At 71.1% G+C, this 16,681-nt stretch carries 14 protein-coding genes; 6 read left to right on the plus strand and 8 right to left on the minus strand.

Annotated elements, in window-relative coordinates:
• Positions 1-15 precede the first annotated feature (15 nt).
• Positions 16-1,230, minus strand: a complete 1,215-nt coding sequence (locus tag MRBLMI1_RS04180) for an alpha/beta hydrolase family protein (RefSeq protein WP_367726890.1) — start codon at positions 1,228-1,230, stop codon at positions 16-18.
• A gap of 25 nt (positions 1,231-1,255) precedes the next feature.
• On the opposite strand from MRBLMI1_RS04180, the gene MRBLMI1_RS04185 reads away from it, so the two are divergent.
• The 4 genes from MRBLMI1_RS04185 (at position 1,256) to MRBLMI1_RS04200 (ending at position 6,450) form a co-directional block, all read left to right on the plus strand.
• Positions 1,256-1,846 carry a DUF3000 domain-containing protein gene (locus MRBLMI1_RS04185; protein ID WP_367726891.1) on the plus strand — a complete coding sequence of 197 codons (591 nt, stop codon included), beginning with the start codon at positions 1,256-1,258 and terminating at the stop codon, positions 1,844-1,846.
• Complete coding sequence (locus tag MRBLMI1_RS04190) at positions 1,839-3,035, plus strand: ribonuclease D (protein WP_367726892.1); 1,197 nt, start codon at positions 1,839-1,841, stop codon at positions 3,033-3,035. Before MRBLMI1_RS04185 ends, MRBLMI1_RS04190 begins: the two co-directional genes overlap by 8 nt.
• Before the next feature lie 71 nt (positions 3,036-3,106).
• Positions 3,107-4,315, plus strand: coding sequence for a thiolase family protein (locus MRBLMI1_RS04195; RefSeq protein ID WP_367726893.1), 1,209 nt, complete (start codon positions 3,107-3,109; stop codon positions 4,313-4,315).
• Positions 4,312-6,450: a 3-hydroxyacyl-CoA dehydrogenase NAD-binding domain-containing protein gene (locus tag MRBLMI1_RS04200; protein WP_367726894.1), complete on the plus strand. Its 2,139-nt coding sequence runs from the start codon at positions 4,312-4,314 to the stop codon at positions 6,448-6,450. The genes MRBLMI1_RS04195 and MRBLMI1_RS04200 overlap by 4 nt, the downstream gene beginning before the upstream one ends.
• A 64-nt stretch (positions 6,451-6,514) precedes the next feature.
• On the opposite strand, the gene dxs is transcribed toward MRBLMI1_RS04200, so the two are convergent.
• The 5 genes from dxs to dut form a co-directional block, all read right to left on the minus strand.
• Positions 6,515-8,464, minus strand: coding sequence for a 1-deoxy-D-xylulose-5-phosphate synthase (gene dxs, locus MRBLMI1_RS04205; protein WP_367726895.1), 1,950 nt, complete (start codon positions 8,462-8,464; stop codon positions 6,515-6,517).
• A 164-nt stretch (positions 8,465-8,628) separates the two neighbouring features.
• Complete coding sequence (locus MRBLMI1_RS04210; RefSeq protein WP_367726896.1) at positions 8,629-11,472, minus strand: aconitate hydratase; 2,844 nt, start codon at positions 11,470-11,472, stop codon at positions 8,629-8,631.
• A gap of 136 nt (positions 11,473-11,608) precedes the next feature.
• Positions 11,609-12,370: a DUF3159 domain-containing protein gene (locus MRBLMI1_RS04215; RefSeq protein ID WP_367726897.1), complete on the minus strand. Its 762-nt coding sequence runs from the start codon at positions 12,368-12,370 to the stop codon at positions 11,609-11,611.
• On the minus strand, positions 12,367-12,957 hold the full coding sequence (locus MRBLMI1_RS04220; protein ID WP_367726899.1) for a DUF3710 domain-containing protein: 591 nt from the start codon (positions 12,955-12,957) through the stop codon (positions 12,367-12,369). The genes MRBLMI1_RS04215 and MRBLMI1_RS04220 overlap by 4 nt, the downstream gene beginning before the upstream one ends.
• Entirely contained in the window at positions 12,954-13,409 is a 456-nt protein-coding gene (gene dut / locus MRBLMI1_RS04225; protein ID WP_367726900.1) for a dUTP diphosphatase, read from the minus strand. Before dut ends, MRBLMI1_RS04220 begins: the two co-directional genes overlap by 4 nt.
• 12 nt (positions 13,410-13,421) lie before the next feature.
• Here dut and MRBLMI1_RS04230 point away from each other — a divergent pair, with 12 nt between their 5' ends.
• Positions 13,422-13,913 (plus strand): DUF3093 domain-containing protein, encoded by a 492-nt coding sequence (locus MRBLMI1_RS04230; RefSeq protein ID WP_367726901.1) that lies wholly within the window; start codon positions 13,422-13,424, stop codon positions 13,911-13,913.
• Here MRBLMI1_RS04230 and MRBLMI1_RS04235 read toward each other — a convergent pair.
• Complete coding sequence (locus tag MRBLMI1_RS04235) at positions 13,888-14,181, minus strand: DUF4193 domain-containing protein (RefSeq protein WP_367726902.1); 294 nt, start codon at positions 14,179-14,181, stop codon at positions 13,888-13,890. The two genes, MRBLMI1_RS04230 and MRBLMI1_RS04235, sit on opposite strands and share 26 nt — an antisense overlap.
• Positions 14,182-14,391: 210 nt before the next feature.
• Between MRBLMI1_RS04235 and sepH the strand changes: the two genes are divergently transcribed.
• A complete protein-coding gene (gene sepH / locus MRBLMI1_RS04240) occupies positions 14,392-15,429 on the plus strand; it encodes a septation protein SepH (protein WP_367726904.1) in 1,038 nt (345 codons plus the stop codon).
• A 48-nt stretch (positions 15,430-15,477) separates the two neighbouring features.
• On the opposite strand, the gene MRBLMI1_RS04245 is transcribed toward sepH, so the two are convergent.
• Positions 15,478-16,605 (minus strand): alkaline phosphatase family protein, encoded by a 1,128-nt coding sequence (locus tag MRBLMI1_RS04245; protein WP_367726905.1) that lies wholly within the window; start codon positions 16,603-16,605, stop codon positions 15,478-15,480.
• Between the last annotated feature and the right edge of the window lie 76 nt (positions 16,606-16,681).

Below are 16,681 nucleotides of genomic sequence, written 5' to 3' on the forward strand. Positions count from 1 at the left end.
CGGCGGCATCCGGAGTCAGCCGCCCGCCGGGCGGTCCAGTCCCTGCCCGCGCACCCACGAGCGGATCGCCTCGGACCAGCGGTCCTCGTCGTAGTTCCAGAGCTTCGTGTGGCGCGCGACGGTGAACGTCTCCATCCGCACCAGATCGGGGCGTGCGGCCGCGAGACGGTGCGACGCGTCCGCGGGCACGAACCCGTCGTCGTCGCTGTGCAGGAGCAGGACGGGATGCCGCAGCTCATCGGCCCGCGCGACGACGTCGAGGCGGTCGAAGGGGATGGCTGCGCCGCTGCGCACGAGCGGCACGCCCCAGTCGGACCCGACCATCTGCCGGGCGAGACCGGAGACGAGGGGCGGCAGCTTCAGCAGCCGGGCCTGGTAGTCCAGCACCGTGCGCCAGTCCACGACGGGCGACTCCAGGACGAGACCGGCGATGACGTCGCGATGCGGGGAGTGCAGGTCGGCCTGGAGGGCGATCGCGCCGCCCATCGACCAGCCCATGAGGACGACCCGCCGGGCGCCGTTGCGGCGGGCGTAGGCGATGGCGGCATCCACGTCCCGCCATTCCGTCGCCCCGAGGGCGTACGTGCCCGTCCGGCTCCGCGGGGCCTCCCCGTCGTTCCGGTACGACACGACGAGGCTGGTGATGCCGAGCTCGTGGAACACCGGGACCGCCCGCAGCGTCTCGGCGCGCGTGGTGCCGCGACCGTGCACCTGCACGACCCAGACGTCGCTCTCCCGCTCCGCGGGGAACACCCACGCGGGGCAGGGGCCGCTCGGCGCGCCGATCAGCGCCGTGCGGAAGGGGAGGTGCAGCTGCTCGGGCTCGTCGAAGTACCACCCGCTGAACGCGGCGTCGGGGGCGAGCGAGGCGTCGGCGGGGACGTGCGTGAGGAGCTTGCGCGTGACGGTGGTGTCGTCCGCCCCGACCACCGACCCCACGCGGAGGTAGTCCAGGGTGCCGGTCGTGAAGAGGCCGTATCGCCCCGGCAGCTCGGTGTCGGCGGTGCGTTCCATCCGGACCGTCTGCGCAGCGGCATCCACGGCCACCATCCGGACGTTCGGGATGCGCGCGGCCGGCGTGACGACACGACGGGCCATGCGGAGGGAGATGGCTCCGAGGGCGGTGAGCGTGGACCCGAGCGCGAGGCTCAGCAGGGTCAGGGACACGCCGATGAGCCCGGCCGAAGGGTGCGAGGCGCCGCCCGTCGCGGCGCGCCTGGGAGCGTTCATCGAGGCCTCACTCTAGTCTGCTGCCGTGAATGACCTGCGCCCACCGGAGGCGTCCACTCCCTTCGCCCGGGCGGTGGAGGAGCTGCGAGAGACGATGTTCCGCGACGACCTCGTCGTCCGCGAGATCCCCTCGCCGTCCGGCCTCGCGCCGTTCTCCCTCGCGCTCGCGGGGGACGTGCGCCCCGAGGAGCACGCCACCGACTCCCCGTTCGGCACCGGGCGCTTCATCCTCCTGCACGACCCGGAGGAGCCGGAGCCGTGGGGCGGGGCATGGCGCATCGTCTGCTTCGCGCAGGCGCCGCTCGAGCCCGAGATCGGGATCGACCCGCTGCTGGCGGACGTGGCCTGGTCGTGGCTCGTCGACGCCCTCGACTCGCGGGGTGCCGAGCGCCACTCGGAGTCGGGCACCGCGACGAAGACGCTGTCCACGGGCTTCGGCACCCTCGCGGCCCAGGGGGACGGGTCGCAAATCGAACTTCGCGCGTCATGGTCGCCGCGCGGTCCCTTCCGTCCTCACCTCGAGGCGTGGGCGGAACTCGTCTGCATGCTCGCCGGCCTCCCCCCGGGGTCCGAGGGCGTCGCGGTATTCGGAGCCCGGAGGCCCACGCGTGGTTGAGTACATCGTCATCGAGGACGCCGAGGGTCTCGCCTCCGCGTGCGACGCCCTGGCGGACGGGACCGGCCCCGTCGCCGTCGACGTCGAGCGCGCGTCCGGCTTCCGCTATTCGCAGCGGGCGTACCTCATCCAGGTGTTCCGCCGCGGCGCCGGCGTGTTCCTCTTCGACCCGTCGACCATCGAGGACTTCTCGCCGCTGCAGGCCGCCATCGGCGACGAGGAGTGGGTGTTCCACGCCGCGAGCCAGGATCTCCCCTCCCTCCGGGAGCGCGGCCTCGAGCCGCCGCGCATCTTCGACACCGAGCTGGGCGCGCGCCTGCTCGGTCACGAGCGCGTCGGTCTCGGCGCGGTCGTCGAGGAGACCCTCGGCATCACCCTCGCCAAGGCGCACTCCGCCGCGGACTGGTCGACGCGCCCGCTGCCCGCGTCGTGGCTCGAGTACGCCGGCCTTGACGTCGAGCACCTCGTCGACGTCCGCGACGCCCTCGCCGCGGAGCTGGCCGAACAGGACAAGACGGAGTTCGCGCGTCAGGAGTTCCAGGCCGTGCTCGAGCGGCAGCCCAAGCCTCCGCGCGAGGACCCCTGGCGCCGTCTGAGCGGCCTGCACGCCGTGCGCGGACGTCGCTCGCTGGCCGTCGCCCGCGCCCTCTGGCAGGCGCGCGAGGACTACGCGCGCGATCAGGACATCGCCCCCGGCCGTCTCGTGCCGGACCGGGCCCTCGTGGCCGCCGTCATCGCCGACCCGCAGAGCAAGCAGGCCCTCGCAGGGATCAAGGAGTTCACCGGACGCGCGAGCCGGACGCAGCTCGACCGCTGGTGGAACGCCATCGTCGAAGGACGCCAGTCCGGCGAGCTGCCACCCGACCGCGTGCCGAGCGACACCCTCCCCCCGCCCCGCGCCTGGGTGGACCGCAACCCCGACGCGGACCGCCGCTTGAAGGCGGCGCGCCCCGCCGTCGAGGAGCGCGCGGGGGAGCTCGGCATGCCGACCGAGAACCTTCTGACGCCCGAGATGCTGCGCCGCGTGGCGTGGAACCCGCCCGCGGACATCACGGCGGAGACGGTCGGGGCGGCTCTCGCCGAGCAGGGCGCCCGCCCCTGGCAGATTGAGCAGACCGCACAGGTGATCGCCGATAGCTTTGTAGCTTCCGTCAACGAGCCCGACGACGCCGCGGACCCGGCTTCGTAGGTTCGGACAACCGATTCTTCTCCCCCGACCGCTCTTCCTAGGCTGGTGGCATCCCAACCTTTGGAGGCAGAGTGGCCGAGATGTCGGACGTCTTCTTCGTCGATGGAATGCGCACCCCGTTCGGGCGCGCCGGCGAGAAGGGCATGTACTGGAACACCCGGGCCGACGACCTCGTCGTCAAGGCGATCATCGGGCTCATGGAGCGCAACGGCGACGTGCCGAAGGACCGGATCGACGATGTCGCGATCGCGGCGACGTCCCAGACCGGTGACCAGGGCCTGACCCTCGGTCGCACGGCGGCCATCCTCGCGGGGCTGCCGATGACGGTGCCCGGCCTGGCCATCGAGCGCATGTGCGCCGGCGCGATGACGAGCGTCACCACGATGGGCGCCTCGATCGGGGTCGGGATGTACGACCTCGCCCTCGCGGGCGGCGTCGAGCACATGGGCCGCCACCCCATCGGCGGCAACGTCGACCCCAACCCGCGCTTCGTCGCCGAGAAGCTCGTGGACCCGGGTGCGCTCAACATGGGCGTCACCGCCGAGCGCATCCACGACCGGTTCCCACACCTCACCAAGGAGCGCTCGGACCGGTTCGGCATGGCGAGCCAGCACAAGGTGCAGGCGGCCTACGACGCCGGCAAGCTGCAGCCCGACCTCGTCCCCGTGGCCGTGAAGGACGCCGACGGCGCCTGGGGCCTGGCGACCGAGGACGAGGGCCGCCGCCCCGAGACCACCCTCGAGGGCCTGGCGTCGCTGAAGACCCCGTTCCGTCCCCACGGGCGTGTCACCGCCGGCACGTCGTCGCCGCTGACGGACGGCGCGACGATCAGCCTGCTCGCCGGCGGCGACGCCGTGAAGGAGCTCGGCCTGCGGCCGAAGATGCGGATGGTCTCGTTCGCGTTCGCCGGCGTGCAGCCCGAGATCATGGGCATCGGCCCGATCCCCTCGACCGAGAAGGCGCTGAAGAAGGCCGGTCTCACGATCGACGACATCGGCCTCTTCGAGCTCAACGAGGCTTTCGCCATCCAGGTCATCTCGCTGCTGGACCACTTCGGCATCGCCGACGACGACCCCCGGGTCAACCCGTGGGGCGGCGCGATCGCCGTGGGACACCCGCTCGCGGCATCCGGGGTCCGCCTCATGATCCAGCTCGCCGCCCAGTTCGCCGAGCGACCCGACGTCCGCTACGGGCTCACCGCCATGTGCGTGGGTCTCGGGCAGGGCGGGTCCGTCATCTGGGAGAACCCGTTCTTCGACGGAAAGAAGAAGCGCAAGTGACCGACTACTCCGCCATCGACTTCTCGCCGCTGGAGGCGCTCTCGGACGACGAGGTCGTCACGCACTCCCCCGTCCGCGACGTGCGGCTCCCCTCGGGCAACGTGCTCGCCCTCGTCACGCTCGACAACGGGCGGGACCACACGCGGCCGAACACCCTGGGACCGGCGACCCTCGCCGAGCTCGGACGCACGCTCGAGACGCTGAAGAAGCGGGCCACCGCGGGCGAGATCCACGCGGTCGCCCTCACCGGCAAGCAGTACATCCTGGCCGCCGGCGCCGACCTCTCCGACGTGGCCAAGCTGCCGTCGAAGGACATCGCACGCCTCATCGCCCAGCGCGGGCACCAGGTGCTCGGCTCCCTCTCCGACCTCGGCGTCCCGTCGTTCGCCTTCGTCAACGGCCTCGCCCTCGGCGGCGGCCTCGAGATCGCGCTGAACTCGACCTACCGCACCGTCGACGCCTCGGCCGCGGCGATCGCCCTGCCCGAGGTGTTCCTCGGCATCATCCCCGGCTGGGGCGGCGCCTACCTGCTGCCGAACCTCATCGGCATCGAGAACGCCCTCGAGGTCGTCGTGTCCAACCCGCTCAAGCAGAACCGGATGCTCAAGCCCCAGCAGGCGTTCGACCTCGGGATCATGGATGCCATCTTCCCGGCGGCCTCCTACCTCGAGGACTCGCTGCGGTGGGCCGACGGCGTGCTCACCGGTCGCGTCAAGGTCGAGCGCAAGAACGTGCCCGGCAAGATCGAGCGCCTGACCAAGTGGCCCATCGCCGTGAAGGTCGCGCGGAACATGCTCGAGGCGAAGATCGGCACCGTCCCGCGCTCCCCCTACGTCGCCCTCGACCTCCTCGACAAGGCGAAGAGCGGCTCGAAGGAGGAGGGCTTCGCCCGGGAGGACGAGGCGCTCGCCGACCTGATCACGGGCGACCAGTTCGCGGCATCCATGTACGCCTTCGACCTCGTGCAGAAGCGCGCCAAGCGTCCCGTCGGCGCGCCGGACAAGGCTCTGGCGAAGAAGGTCACGAAGGTCGGCGTCATCGGCGCGGGTCTCATGGCGTCGCAGTTCGCGCTGCTGTTCGTCCGCCGTCTGCGCGTCCCCGTGATCATCACGGACATCGATCAGGCACGGGTCGACAAGGGCGTGGCATCCATCCACGAGGAGATCGGCAAGCTCGAAGGCAAGGGCCGCCTCGATGGCGACACCGCCAACCAGCTCCGTGCGCTCGTGCACGGCACCACCGATCGCACGGAGTTCGCGGACTGCGACTTCGTCATCGAGGCCGTGTTCGAGGAGGTGGGCGTCAAGCAGGAGGTCTTCTCCGCGATCGAGAAGATCGTCGCCGAGGATGCCATCCTCGCCACGAACACGTCGTCGTTGTCGGTCGCCGAGATCGGCACGGCGCTGCAGCGTCCGGAGCGTCTCGTCGGCTTCCACTTCTTCAATCCGGTCGCGGTCATGCCGCTCATCGAGGTCGTGAAGACGGATGCCACCAGCGACGCCGCCCTGTCGACGGCGTTCGTCGTCGCCAAGGGCCTGGGCAAGAACGCCGTGCTGACCGCCGACGCCCCGGGCTTCGTCGTCAACCGCCTGCTGGCGAAGGTGATGGGCGAGGCGGCGCGCGCCGTCTACGAGGGGACGCCCATCGCCACCGTCGAGAAGGCGTTCGCGCCGCTCGGCCTGCCGATGGGACCGTTCCAGCTCATCGACCTCGTCGGATGGAAGGTGGCCGCCCACGTGCAGGACACCATGACGCGCGCCTTCCCCGACCGGTTCTACGCGTCGGAGAACTTCCACGAGCTCGCTGCCCTGCCCGAGGTCGTCGAGAAGGACAAGGGCGGACGCGTCACCGGCTGGACGAAGGCCGCGCAGAAGGTGCTCGTCACCGACTCCTCCCCGGTCGATGCCGACACCATCCTGCGCCGCGTGCAGGACGGCCTCGCCCAGGAGATCCGGATCATGCTCGACGAGGGCGTCGTGCCCGCCGTCGAGGACATCGACCTGTGCCTGATCCTCGGTGCCGGATGGCCGTTCATCGACGGCGGTGCGTCGCCCTACCTCGACCGCGAGGGGGCATCGGAACGCGTCTTCGGCGACACGTTCCACCACCCGCCGATCCGCGGCATCGGGGGCTGAGGCCCCTCCCCACGACAGCGGCGCCGTCCCCGAGGGGGCGGCGCCGCTGTCATGCGTCCCGTTGTCAGGGGCGGGACTTCTCCCACTCGTCGAGCGTCGGGATCGCGCCGGTGGGCGTCTGCCGCGCGACCGGGATGCGGGTGCCGAGCACCTGCGCGACGACGTCGTGCGTGATCTTGCTGGCCGTCAGTCCGGCGTCCTCGAGGATCTGCTCGCGCGTCGCGTGATCGATGAAGGCGTCCGGGATGCCGAGCTCGTCGACGGCCGTGTCCACCCCGGCCTCGCGCAGCACCTGGCGGACGCGCGTGCCGACACCGCCGACGCGGATGCCGTCCTCGATGGTGATGACGAGACGGTGCTCGCGGGCCAGCTCCACGATCGACGGCTGCACGGGGATGGCCCACCGCGGATCGACGACCGTGGCACCGATGCCCTGCGCGCGCAGGCGCTCCGCGACCTCCATCGCCAGGTGCACCATCGGGCCGATGCCGACGAGCAGCACGTCCTCGCTGGAGCCGCGGGACAGGACGTCGACGCCGTCCGGCAGGCGCTCGATCGCCTCGAGGTCGGCCGGCACGTTCCCCTTGGGGTAGCGGATGACGGTGGGGGCGTCCTCGACCGCGGCCGCCTCGCGGAACTCCTCGCGCAGACGGGCGGCGTCGCGCGGGGCGGCGATCCGGATGCCGGGGACCAGCTGCAGCATGGCGAGGTCCCAGATGCCGTGGTGGCTCGGACCGTCGGGCCCTGTGACGCCCGCACGGTCGAGCACGAAGGTCACACCGGCCTTGTGCAGGCCCACGTCCATCAGCACCTGGTCGAACGCACGGTTCATGAAGGTCGCGTAGATCGCGACCACCGGGTGCAGTCCCCCGAAGGCGAGACCCGCCGCCGAGGCGACCGCGTGCTGCTCCGCGATGCCGACGTCGTACACGCGCTCCGGGAAGCGTTCGCTGAAGAGCTGGAGGCCGGTGGGGCGCAGCATCGCCGCGGTCATCGCGATGATGTCCTCGCGCTCGGCGCCGATCTCGACGAGCTCGCGCGCGAACACGTCCGTCCACGCCGTGCCGGTGCCCGACCCGACCGCCTCGCCGGTGATCGGGTCGATCTTGCCGACCGCGTGGAACTGGTCCGCGGTGTCGCTCAGCGCGGGCGCGTAGCCGCTGCCCTTGTCCGTGATTGCGTGGACGATGACCGGCGCGCCGTAGGACTTCGCCAGCTCGAGGGTCTCGAGGAGCGCGTCGAGGTCGTGGCCGTCCACCGGCCCGAGGTACTTGATGTCGAGGTTGCTGTAGAGCGCCTCGTTGTTCGTGAAGCGCGACAGGAAGCCGTGCGTGCCCCCGCGCACGCCGCGGTACACCGCGCGGGCCGCGGGGCCGAGGCTGCGGAAGAGCGTCGCCGAGCCGCGGTGCAGGGTGCGGTACGCATCGTTCGTGCGCACGCGGTTCAAGTAGCGGGCCATGCCGCCGATGGTCGGCGCGTAGGAGCGGCCGTTGTCGTTGACGACGATGACGAGGTTGCGGTCGTTGTCGTCGCTGATGTTGTTCAGCGCCTCCCACGTCATCCCGCCGGTGAGCGCGCCGTCGCCGACGACCGCGACGACGTGCCGGTCGCGGCGTCCGGTACGGCTGAAGGCCCGCGAGATGCCGTCGGCCCAGCTCAGCGAGCTCGAGGCGTGCGAGGACTCGACGACGTCGTGCTCGCTCTCGGAGCGCTGCGGATAGCCCGCGAGGCCGCCGCGGGAGCGCAGATGCGAGAAGTCCTGGCGACCGGTGAGCATCTTGTGCACGTAGGACTGATGCCCGGTGTCGAAGATGATCGGATCGGCGGGCGAGTCGAAGACGCGGTGCAGGGCGATCGTCAGCTCGACGACGCCGAGGTTGGGGCCCAGATGGCCGCCCGTCCGGGCGACGTTCTCGACGAGGAACGTCCGCACCTCGGCGGCGAGCTCGCGCAGCTGATCGGTCGTCAGGGCGTCCAGGTCACGCGGTCCGCGAATGCCGGGTAGCAGAGCCATCGGACTCCTCTCGTGCCGTGCGCGGAGGGGTCCGCGCGGTCTCGATTCTAGTCTTCGGGGCCGTGAGGGGCCCGGCAAGCGCTTGCGCTCGGCCGTCGCGCCCGCTCTCGGAACGAGACGTGCCCCGGGAGCACGAGGCTCCCGGGGCACGCAGCGGATGCCGGTCAGACCAGCGAACGCAGCACGTACTGCAGGATGCCGCCGTTGCGGTAGTAGTCGGCCTCACCGGGGGTGTCGATGCGGACCACGGCGTCGAACGTGACGGTCTGCTTGCCCTCGGGCGAGAACTCGCTCGGCTCGGCCGTGACCTTGACGGTCTTCGGCGTGACGCCCTCGTTGAGCTGCTCGATGCCCTCGATCGAGACGATCTCGGTGCCGTCGAGGCCCAGCGACTTCCAGCTCTCGCCGGCGGGGAACTGCAGCGGGACGACGCCCATGCCGATGAGGTTGGAGCGGTGGATGCGCTCGAAGCTCTCGGTGATGACCGCCTTCACGCCGAGGAGGTTCGTCCCCTTGGCCGCCCAGTCGCGCGACGAGCCGGAGCCGTACTCCTTGCCGCCGAAGATCACCAGCGGGGTGCCCTGCGCCTGGTAGTTCTGGCTCGCGTCGAAGATGTACGACTGCGGGCCGCCCTCACGGGTGAAGTCGCGGGTGTAGCCACCCTCGACGACCGTGCCGTCGTTCACGGCGGCCGTGAGCTCGTTCTTCAGGCGGATGTTGGCGAACGTGCCGCGGATCATGACCTCGTGGTTGCCACGGCGGGAGCCGTAGGAGTTGAAGTCCTTCTGCGCGACGCCGTGCTCCGTGAGGTACTGGGCGGCGGGGGTGCCGGCCTTGATGTTGCCCGCGGGGCTGATGTGGTCGGTCGTCACCGAGTCGCCGAGCGTGGCCATGACGCGGGCGCCGGTGATGTCGCGGACCGCGTCCGGCTGCATGGTCATGCCGTCGAAGTAGGGCGCCTTGCGCACGTACGTCGAGTCGGCATCCCATTCGAAGACCGGACCGGTCGGGGTCGGCAGGGTCTTCCAGCGCTCGTCGCCCTCGAAGACGGTGGCGTACTGCTGGATGAACTGCTCGCGCGAGATCGACGCGTCGATGATGGTCTGCACCTGGTCGGGAGCGGGCCAGATGTCCTTGAGGAACACGTCCTCGCCGTTCTGGTCCTTGCCCAGGGCGTCGGTCTCGAAGTCGAAGTTCATCGAGCCGGCGAGAGCGTAAGCGACCACCAGCGGCGGGGAGGCCAGGTAGTTCATCTTCACGTCGGGGCTGATGCGTCCCTCGAAGTTGCGGTTGCCCGACAGGACGGCCGTGACGGCGAGGTCGTTCTCGTTGATGGCCTCGGAGACCTCCTCGATGAGCGGTCCGGAGTTGCCGATGCAGATCGTGCAGCCGTAGCCGACGGTGTAGAAGTCGAGGCCCTCGAGCGCCTTGTCGAGGCCGGACTTCTCGTAATAGTCGGTGACGACCTTCGAGCCGGGGCCGAGCGTCGTCTTGACCCACGGCTTGCGCTTGAGGCCCTTGTCGACGGCGTTCTTGGCGAGCAGGCCCGCCGCGATCATGACCGAGGGGTTCGAGGTGTTCGTGCACGACGTGATCGCCGCGAGCGTGACGGCGCCGTTGTCGAGCAGGTACGACTGACCCTCCGGCGTGGTGACGCGGACCGGCTTCGAGGCGTTGACCGGGTGGCCGGAGGAGATCAGCACCTCGTGCTCGGTCAGCTCCTCGCCCTCCTCCTCGCCCGGGACGGCGCCCGGGTCGGAGGCGGGGAAGGTGCCGTCGACCTCGAGGTCGACGATGGAGTCCGAGGTGGTGACCGCGGCGTAGTTCAGAATGTCCTTCTCGAACTGCGACTTGGCCTCGGACAGCAGGATGCGGTCCTGCGGACGCTTCGGCCCGGCGATCGAGGGGACCACGGTGCTCAGGTCGAGCTCCATGTACTCGCTGAACACGAGCTCGCGGGACGGGTCGTGCCAGAGCTTCTGCTCCTTGGCGTACGCCTCGACCAGGGCGACGGTCTGCTCGTCGCGGCCCGTGAGGCGCAGGTAGTCGAGCGTGACGTCGTCGATGGGGAACATCGCGGCGGTGGAGCCGAACTCGGGGCTCATGTTGCCGATGGTGGCGCGGTTGGCCAGCGGCACGGACGCGACGCCCTCGCCGTAGAACTCGACGAACTTGCCGACGACGCCGTGCTTGCGCAGCATGTCGGTGATCGTCAGGACGACGTCCGTCGCGGTGACGCCCGCGGGGATCTCGCCGCTGAGCTTGAAGCCGACGACGCGCGGGATGAGCATCGACACGGGCTGGCCGAGCATGGCGGCCTCGGCCTCGATGCCGCCGACGCCCCATCCGAGGACGCCGAGGCCGTTGACCATCGTCGTGTGCGAGTCGGTGCCGACGCAGGTGTCGGGGTAGGCGCGCAGGACGCCGTCAACGGTGCGGTCGTAGACGACCTTGGCCAGGTGCTCGATGTTGACCTGGTGGACGATGCCGGTCCCCGGCGGGACGACCTTGAAGTCGTCGAACGCCGTCTGGCCCCAGCGCAGGAACTGGTACCGCTCGCCGTTGCGCTCGTACTCGATCTCGACGTTGCGCTCGAGCGCGTTCTCGCTGCCGAAGAGGTCGGCGATGACCGAGTGGTCGATGACCATCTCGGCCGGCGAGAGCGGGTTGATCTTGTTCGGGTCGCCGCCCAGGGCGGTCACGGCCTCGCGCATGGTCGCGAGGTCGACGATGCAGGGCACACCGGTGAAGTCCTGCATCACGACGCGCGCGGGCGTGAACTGGATCTCGGTGTCGGGATCGGCCGTCGGCACCCACGAGCCGAGCGCCTGGATCTGCTCCTTGGTGACGTTGGCACCGTCCTCGGTGCGGAGCAGGTTCTCCAGCAGCACCTTGAGACTGAAGGGGAGCTTCTCGTATCCGGCGACCGTGTCGATGCGGAAGATCTCGTAGTCGGTGCTGCCGACCGTCAGGGTGCTCTTCGCACCGAAGCTGTCAACCGTGGACACGTTCGTCTCCTTCGTCGGCGATTGCGCAGGCGTCGGCCCGCCGCATCCCATCTTCCCCGCGCTGAGCGGTCGATGCCAGGAAGGCCGACCTAACCGCGGAGGGACGGGTTTTTATCTTGATATCAAGATAAATATATCAGGACTTCGGCCGAGGGGAGAGAGCCCGGACGGCGAGCCAGGTGACCGCGAGCATCGGCGCGAAGAGGGGAAGGCCCATCACGATCTTCAGCGTGCCGAGCGCGGTGACGTCGCCCGCGAAGTACAGCGGCAGCTGCACGGCGAGCCGCGCGGCGAACAGTCCGGCCCACGCGATCGAGAGCCAGGTGTAGACGCGTCGCTTGCGCCGGTCCGCGCGCCACGCGGTGCCCTCCCCCAGCAGGTAGCCCGCGGCGAGACCGATGAGCGGCCAGCCGATGAGGGCGGAGACGAGGAAGGCGGTGCCGTACGCGCCGTTGGTGAAGAAGCCGAAGACGAAGTTGTCCTGACCGCGGCCGGTCACCAGGGCCAGCACCGCCGCGCCGACGGTGGCGAGCAGACCGCCGATCGCCGCGCTCGGCGGCGACTTCGCGACCAGGCGGGCCACCGTGAAGACGACGGCGATCCCGACCGACACCCCCAGGCTCAGCAGGAGGTTCCCCTGACGGGTCTCCGGATCGACGGTGACGGTGAAGAGGACGACGAACGCCAGCGAGGGCAGGACGGACTCCAGGATGCCGCGCCACCCGCCCATCGCCGCCCACACGGCCGCGCCGGTGCTGGTGTGCTTCGACGGGTCCAGGCCCGCGCGTCGCGCCGCGCTGCCGAGGGCGGCGCTCATGCTGTCGGCCGCGGAGGGCGGGTCCAGCGGGACGCGGTCGTCGTCGTCGCGGGAGGGGGTCCGGGCGGCCTCGTCGCTCATGCGGTGGCGGGGCTCTGCGGCATCCGGAGCGGGATGAGGTCGCGCGGGGGCATGGGCGAGCCGCCCCGCACCACGACGATGGAGCGGAAGAGGTCCTCGACAGCCGCCGCGGCCTCGACGTCGGACGTCGCTGCGCCGCCGATGACGCCGCGCAGGAACCAGCGCGGACCGTCCACGCCGACGAAGCGCGCGAGACGCTTCGCGGCGCCCTCGGCACCGGCCATCACGGGCACCTCGGCGAGCAGTTCGGGGCCGAGGGGGCCCTCGCGTTCCTCGACACGGCCGCCCTGCTGCTTGACCTGCTGGCGGATCTGGTCGCGGGTCTCCTCCCACAGGCCGCTCGTGCGCGGCGCCGCGAAGGGCTGCACCTGGAGGGTGGAGTCGGCGTAGTCGAGTCCGACGGCGACGATGCGCTTGGTCTGCTCCTCCACCTCGAGGCGCAGGTTCAGCCCCTCGCGCGGCAGGATCTTGATGCCGCCGAGGTCGATGTAGGGACGGACCGCGTTGGCCTCGGCCTCGTCGAACGGGCCGACGCTCTCGCGATCGGCGGGCGCGCTCTTGGCGGGCAGGGGTGAGACGTCGCTCATCGGGTGCTCCCTTGCAGGTTCTGGTAGCCGCTCGACCCGAAGCCGCCCTCGCCGCGGACGCTCTCGGGAAGCTCGTCGACGGGGACGAAGCGGACGGGCGGGACGGGCAGGACGATCAGCTGAGCGATACGGTCGCCGACGGCGACGTCGTAGGGCTCGTCGAGATCCGTGTTCAGCAAGGCGACCTTGATCTCGCCGCGGTAGCCGGCGTCGACGGTGCCCGGCGCGTTGACCACGGTGATCCCGTGCTTGGCGGCGAGGCCGCTGCGCGGAACGACGAAGGCGAGGTGCCCGTCGGGCAGCGCGATGCGCACGCCCGTTCCGACGAGCGCTCGACGACCCGGCTCGAGGCGGACGGCCTCCGCGGCGACGAGATCCGCGCCGGCGTCACCCGGGTGGGCGAAGACCGGGACCTCGGATGCGACAATGGGGACATCCACCGTTTCGGTCACCCCACGAGGGTAATGCAGAAGAGGGGGTGCGGCATCCGCACCGGATCCGACTACCGCGAGCGGCTGAGCCCGTCGCTCTGGGCTCTCGTGGCCGCCGCCCTGTGCGGGCCGATGGCCGCGCTCGTCTTCTCCCCGCTCGACACCACGGTGGCCCTCGTCATCGGGCTCATCGTGGCCGTGGCCATCGTGGCCGCGCTCGTGGCGCTCTCCCCCGTCGTCGAGGTGCGGGACGGGGAGCTCCGCGCCGGACGGGCGCACATTGCCGTCGACCTTCTCGGCGAACCCGTCGGCGTCGTCGCGGACGAGGCTCGAACGGCCCGCGGGAGTGGTCTCGACCGGCGGGCCTGGCATGTGATCCGTGGCGGGATCGACGGGATCGTCACGGTGCCCGTGACCGATCCCGAGGATCCGACGCCGTCGTGGGTCGTCTCGACCCGGACGCCGGATCGCCTGATCGCGGCGATCCAGCGGGCTCAGGTCAGGCTGCGCACTCCACGCAGATGAAGCCGGGGCCGTCCTCGTGGTCGATCTGCGAGCGGTGCTTCACGAGGAAGCAGTTCATGCAGGTGAACTCGTCCTCCTGCGGGGGGAGCACGACGACGTCGAGCTCGATGTCGGAGAGGTCGGCACCGGGGAGCTCGAAGCCGGAGGGGTTGTCGGCATCCTCGTTGTCGATCGACCCCGACGTCTTGTCGGGCACGCGCTCCTTGAGGGCCTCGATCGACTCGCTGTCGTCCTCGGTCTTGCGCGGTGCGTCGTAATCGGTGGCCATGCGTGCGGGTCTCTACTTCCGGTTTTCTTGGTGCCTCTGCCCGATCGGGCGGCGATAGTTTGCATGACCCCTCGGTCGAAAGCAAATGCGGTCGACGGGCCTTGCATATCGGGCGAGGCGTGAAACTCGCGGCGCGCCCGCGATATTCCCGAATCCGCCGGAACACCGTGACAGCATGGGCGCTGACCGCAGATCGGAGGGGTGTTTCGCATGGAACAGCTCAAAGTCATCGGAACCGAGGATGACGTCCTCGTCGTCGCGACCGAATCGGGCGAGAGATTCGCCCTCGCGCTGGACGAGGTGCTGCGCGCGGAGGCGCGCCGGTCGCGCCGCGACCGCGACACCGACGACGGTGCTCCCCGGCCGAGCCCGCGGGAGATCCAGGCGCACATCCGCGCCGGTCTCTCGGCGCGCGAGGTCGCGACGCTGCTGAACGCACGGATCGAGGACGTCGAGCGCTTCGAGCGTCCCGTCCTGGCCGAGCGCGAGCACGTCGTGGGTCAGGCGCTGGCGGTCCCCGTCCTCCTCGGCGGGGCGCTCGAGCACGACGCCCCCATCACGTTCGGCGCGGCCGTGCGGGCCAAGCTCGCCGAGGCCGGCGCCTCCGCGGAGCGGTGGACCAGCTGGAAGGACGCCAACGGCTGGATGGTCAAGCTGGAGTTCACCGCGAACGGCATCGACCACGACGCTCGCTGGAGCTTCGACCCCCGCCGCAGCAACCTGTCGCCCCAGAACGCGGACGCCATCCAGCTCTCCCGTCAGGGATCCCTGCCCGAAGGGCTGATCCCGCGCCTGCGCGCCCTCGACACGCCCCTGCCCAAGGACGACAGCCGCTTCGACAGCGGCGCTTTCGGGCCGCGCAAGCTCGAGATCGACGACGAGCAGTCGACGGAGCCCGTCGGTCCCGCGCCCGCCGCGGTGCAGGCGGCCGCCATCAAGCGGGCACCCGACGCCCCCGTGACCTCGGCGGAGACCGCCGACCTGCTCGAGGCGCTGCGGCGCCGCCGCGGACAGCGGGAGCCGCTGCCCGGCATGACCGAGCAGGAGGGCGCGCCGCGCACGGGCGCCGCGCCCGTGGCCCTGTTCGACGCCGTCGCGGTCGAGCCCGAGCACCGCGAGGACGACGTCGAGACCACGGCGTCGACGGATCGTCCGGCGCCCGCAGAGACGGGGCGCCGCCCCAAGGGCCGCCCGTCGATGCCCTCCTGGGACGAGATCGTCTTCGGCGCGCGCAGCGACGAGAGCTGACGCGGGTCTCCTCCAACGCCGTCCGGGCCGCGTCAGCCCGCCGGCGACTCAGGCGAACGCGCCCAGGCGCAGCAGCGGGACGGTCCGCTCCTCGTCCGTGAGCGAGCCGTGCTGCCCCACCATCCGCTGGGGGCGCTTGTCGCGCTCCCGGTCGTCGTAATAGGCGAAGCGACCGCGCGCCGCCACGAGGACGTCGCCGATCCGGGCGCACACCTCGTCGTCGACCGCGCCGAACACGCCCGCGGCGATGGCCTCGTCGCGGCTCATGACCCAGGCCCGGGCGGCCTCGCGGTCGCGCCAGACGTCGAGGACGTCATCCGCGCGACCGGGCTCGGCGTACAGGTGCAGCATGCGCGGCTCGCCGCCGATGAGGGCGACGCCGTCGACGCGCGGGTCGTCCTCGCTGAGGAGCACGTGCTTGTGCGCGGGCACGTCGACCATGCCGTGATCCGCGGTGACCAGGACGCCGGTGCCCGGGTCGAGAGCGGCATCCAGGATCCGGGCGGCCCCGTCGACGCGCTCGAGCGCGTCCGTCCAGGGGTCGGACTCCCAGCCGTGCTTGTGACCGGCGCTGTCGAGGTCGGGGGCGTACAGGTAGATGAGGGCTCCGGGATGCCGCCCGGCGAGATCGGCCGCGATGCGGACGCGTTCCTCCAGGTCGCTCGAGGCCAGGAACTCGGCGCCGCGGAGAGTGGCGGCGGTGAAGCCTGTCCCCGTGTACTCCGGACGCGAGACGACGAAGCACGGGCGTCCCGCCGCGGCCTCGCTCTCCATGAGGGGGCGTCGGCGCTGCCAGGTGAGGGGGTCCAGGCCGTCGGTCTCCCAGCCGTGCAGCTGATTGGAGGCGATATCCGTGCCGGGGATCCGCGCGCGGTAGCCGACGATGCCGTGCCCGCCCGGCTCGGCGCCGGTGAGGAGGCTGCTGAGGGCCGCCGCGGTCGTCGACGGGAACACGGTGCGGACCACGTCGCGGCGGCCGCCCAGAGACCCCAGGAAGCGCGCATGACCGCGACGTGCGGCGAGGTTGTGGGCGCCGAGCCCGTCGACGACGAAGACGATCGCGCTGCGCGCGGGGGCGAACCAGTCGCCCTCCCCGTTCAGCGACGCGATCGTCTGGGTGAGAACGCCGGTGAGGCTCCGGGAGCGGGGCGGGTCGGCCGGTAGGCTGAGGGACATCGGGGCCAGTCTCCCACACGACTCGCGGCCGCCCTGTCGGCCCTCGCGACCCGACGCCGCTCTATCCGAGGCCTGA

Source organism: Microbacterium sp. LMI1-1-1.1 (assembly GCF_040815675.1).
Classification (GTDB): Bacteria; Actinomycetota; Actinomycetes; order Actinomycetales; family Microbacteriaceae; genus Microbacterium.

Excerpts from the sequence above, each read along its gene's own strand:
- MRBLMI1_RS04220 (WP_367726899.1), bottom strand. The coding sequence starts at position 12,957 with ATGAGCGACGTCTCACCCCTGCCCGCCAAGAGCGCGCCCGCCGATCGC.
- MRBLMI1_RS04230 (WP_367726901.1), top strand. The coding sequence starts at position 13,422 with ATGCAGAAGAGGGGGTGCGGCATCCGCACCGGATCCGACTACCGCGAG.
- MRBLMI1_RS04245 (WP_367726905.1), bottom strand. The coding sequence starts at position 16,605 with ATGTCCCTCAGCCTACCGGCCGACCCGCCCCGCTCCCGGAGCCTCACC.
- MRBLMI1_RS04180 (WP_367726890.1), bottom strand. The coding sequence starts at position 1,230 with ATGAACGCTCCCAGGCGCGCCGCGACGGGCGGCGCCTCGCACCCTTCG.
- MRBLMI1_RS04235 (WP_367726902.1), bottom strand. The coding sequence starts at position 14,181 with ATGGCCACCGATTACGACGCACCGCGCAAGACCGAGGACGACAGCGAG.
- sepH (WP_367726904.1), top strand. The coding sequence starts at position 14,392 with ATGGAACAGCTCAAAGTCATCGGAACCGAGGATGACGTCCTCGTCGTC.
- MRBLMI1_RS04215 (WP_367726897.1), bottom strand. The coding sequence starts at position 12,370 with ATGAGCGACGAGGCCGCCCGGACCCCCTCCCGCGACGACGACGACCGC.
- dxs (WP_367726895.1), bottom strand. The coding sequence starts at position 8,464 with ATGGCTCTGCTACCCGGCATTCGCGGACCGCGTGACCTGGACGCCCTG.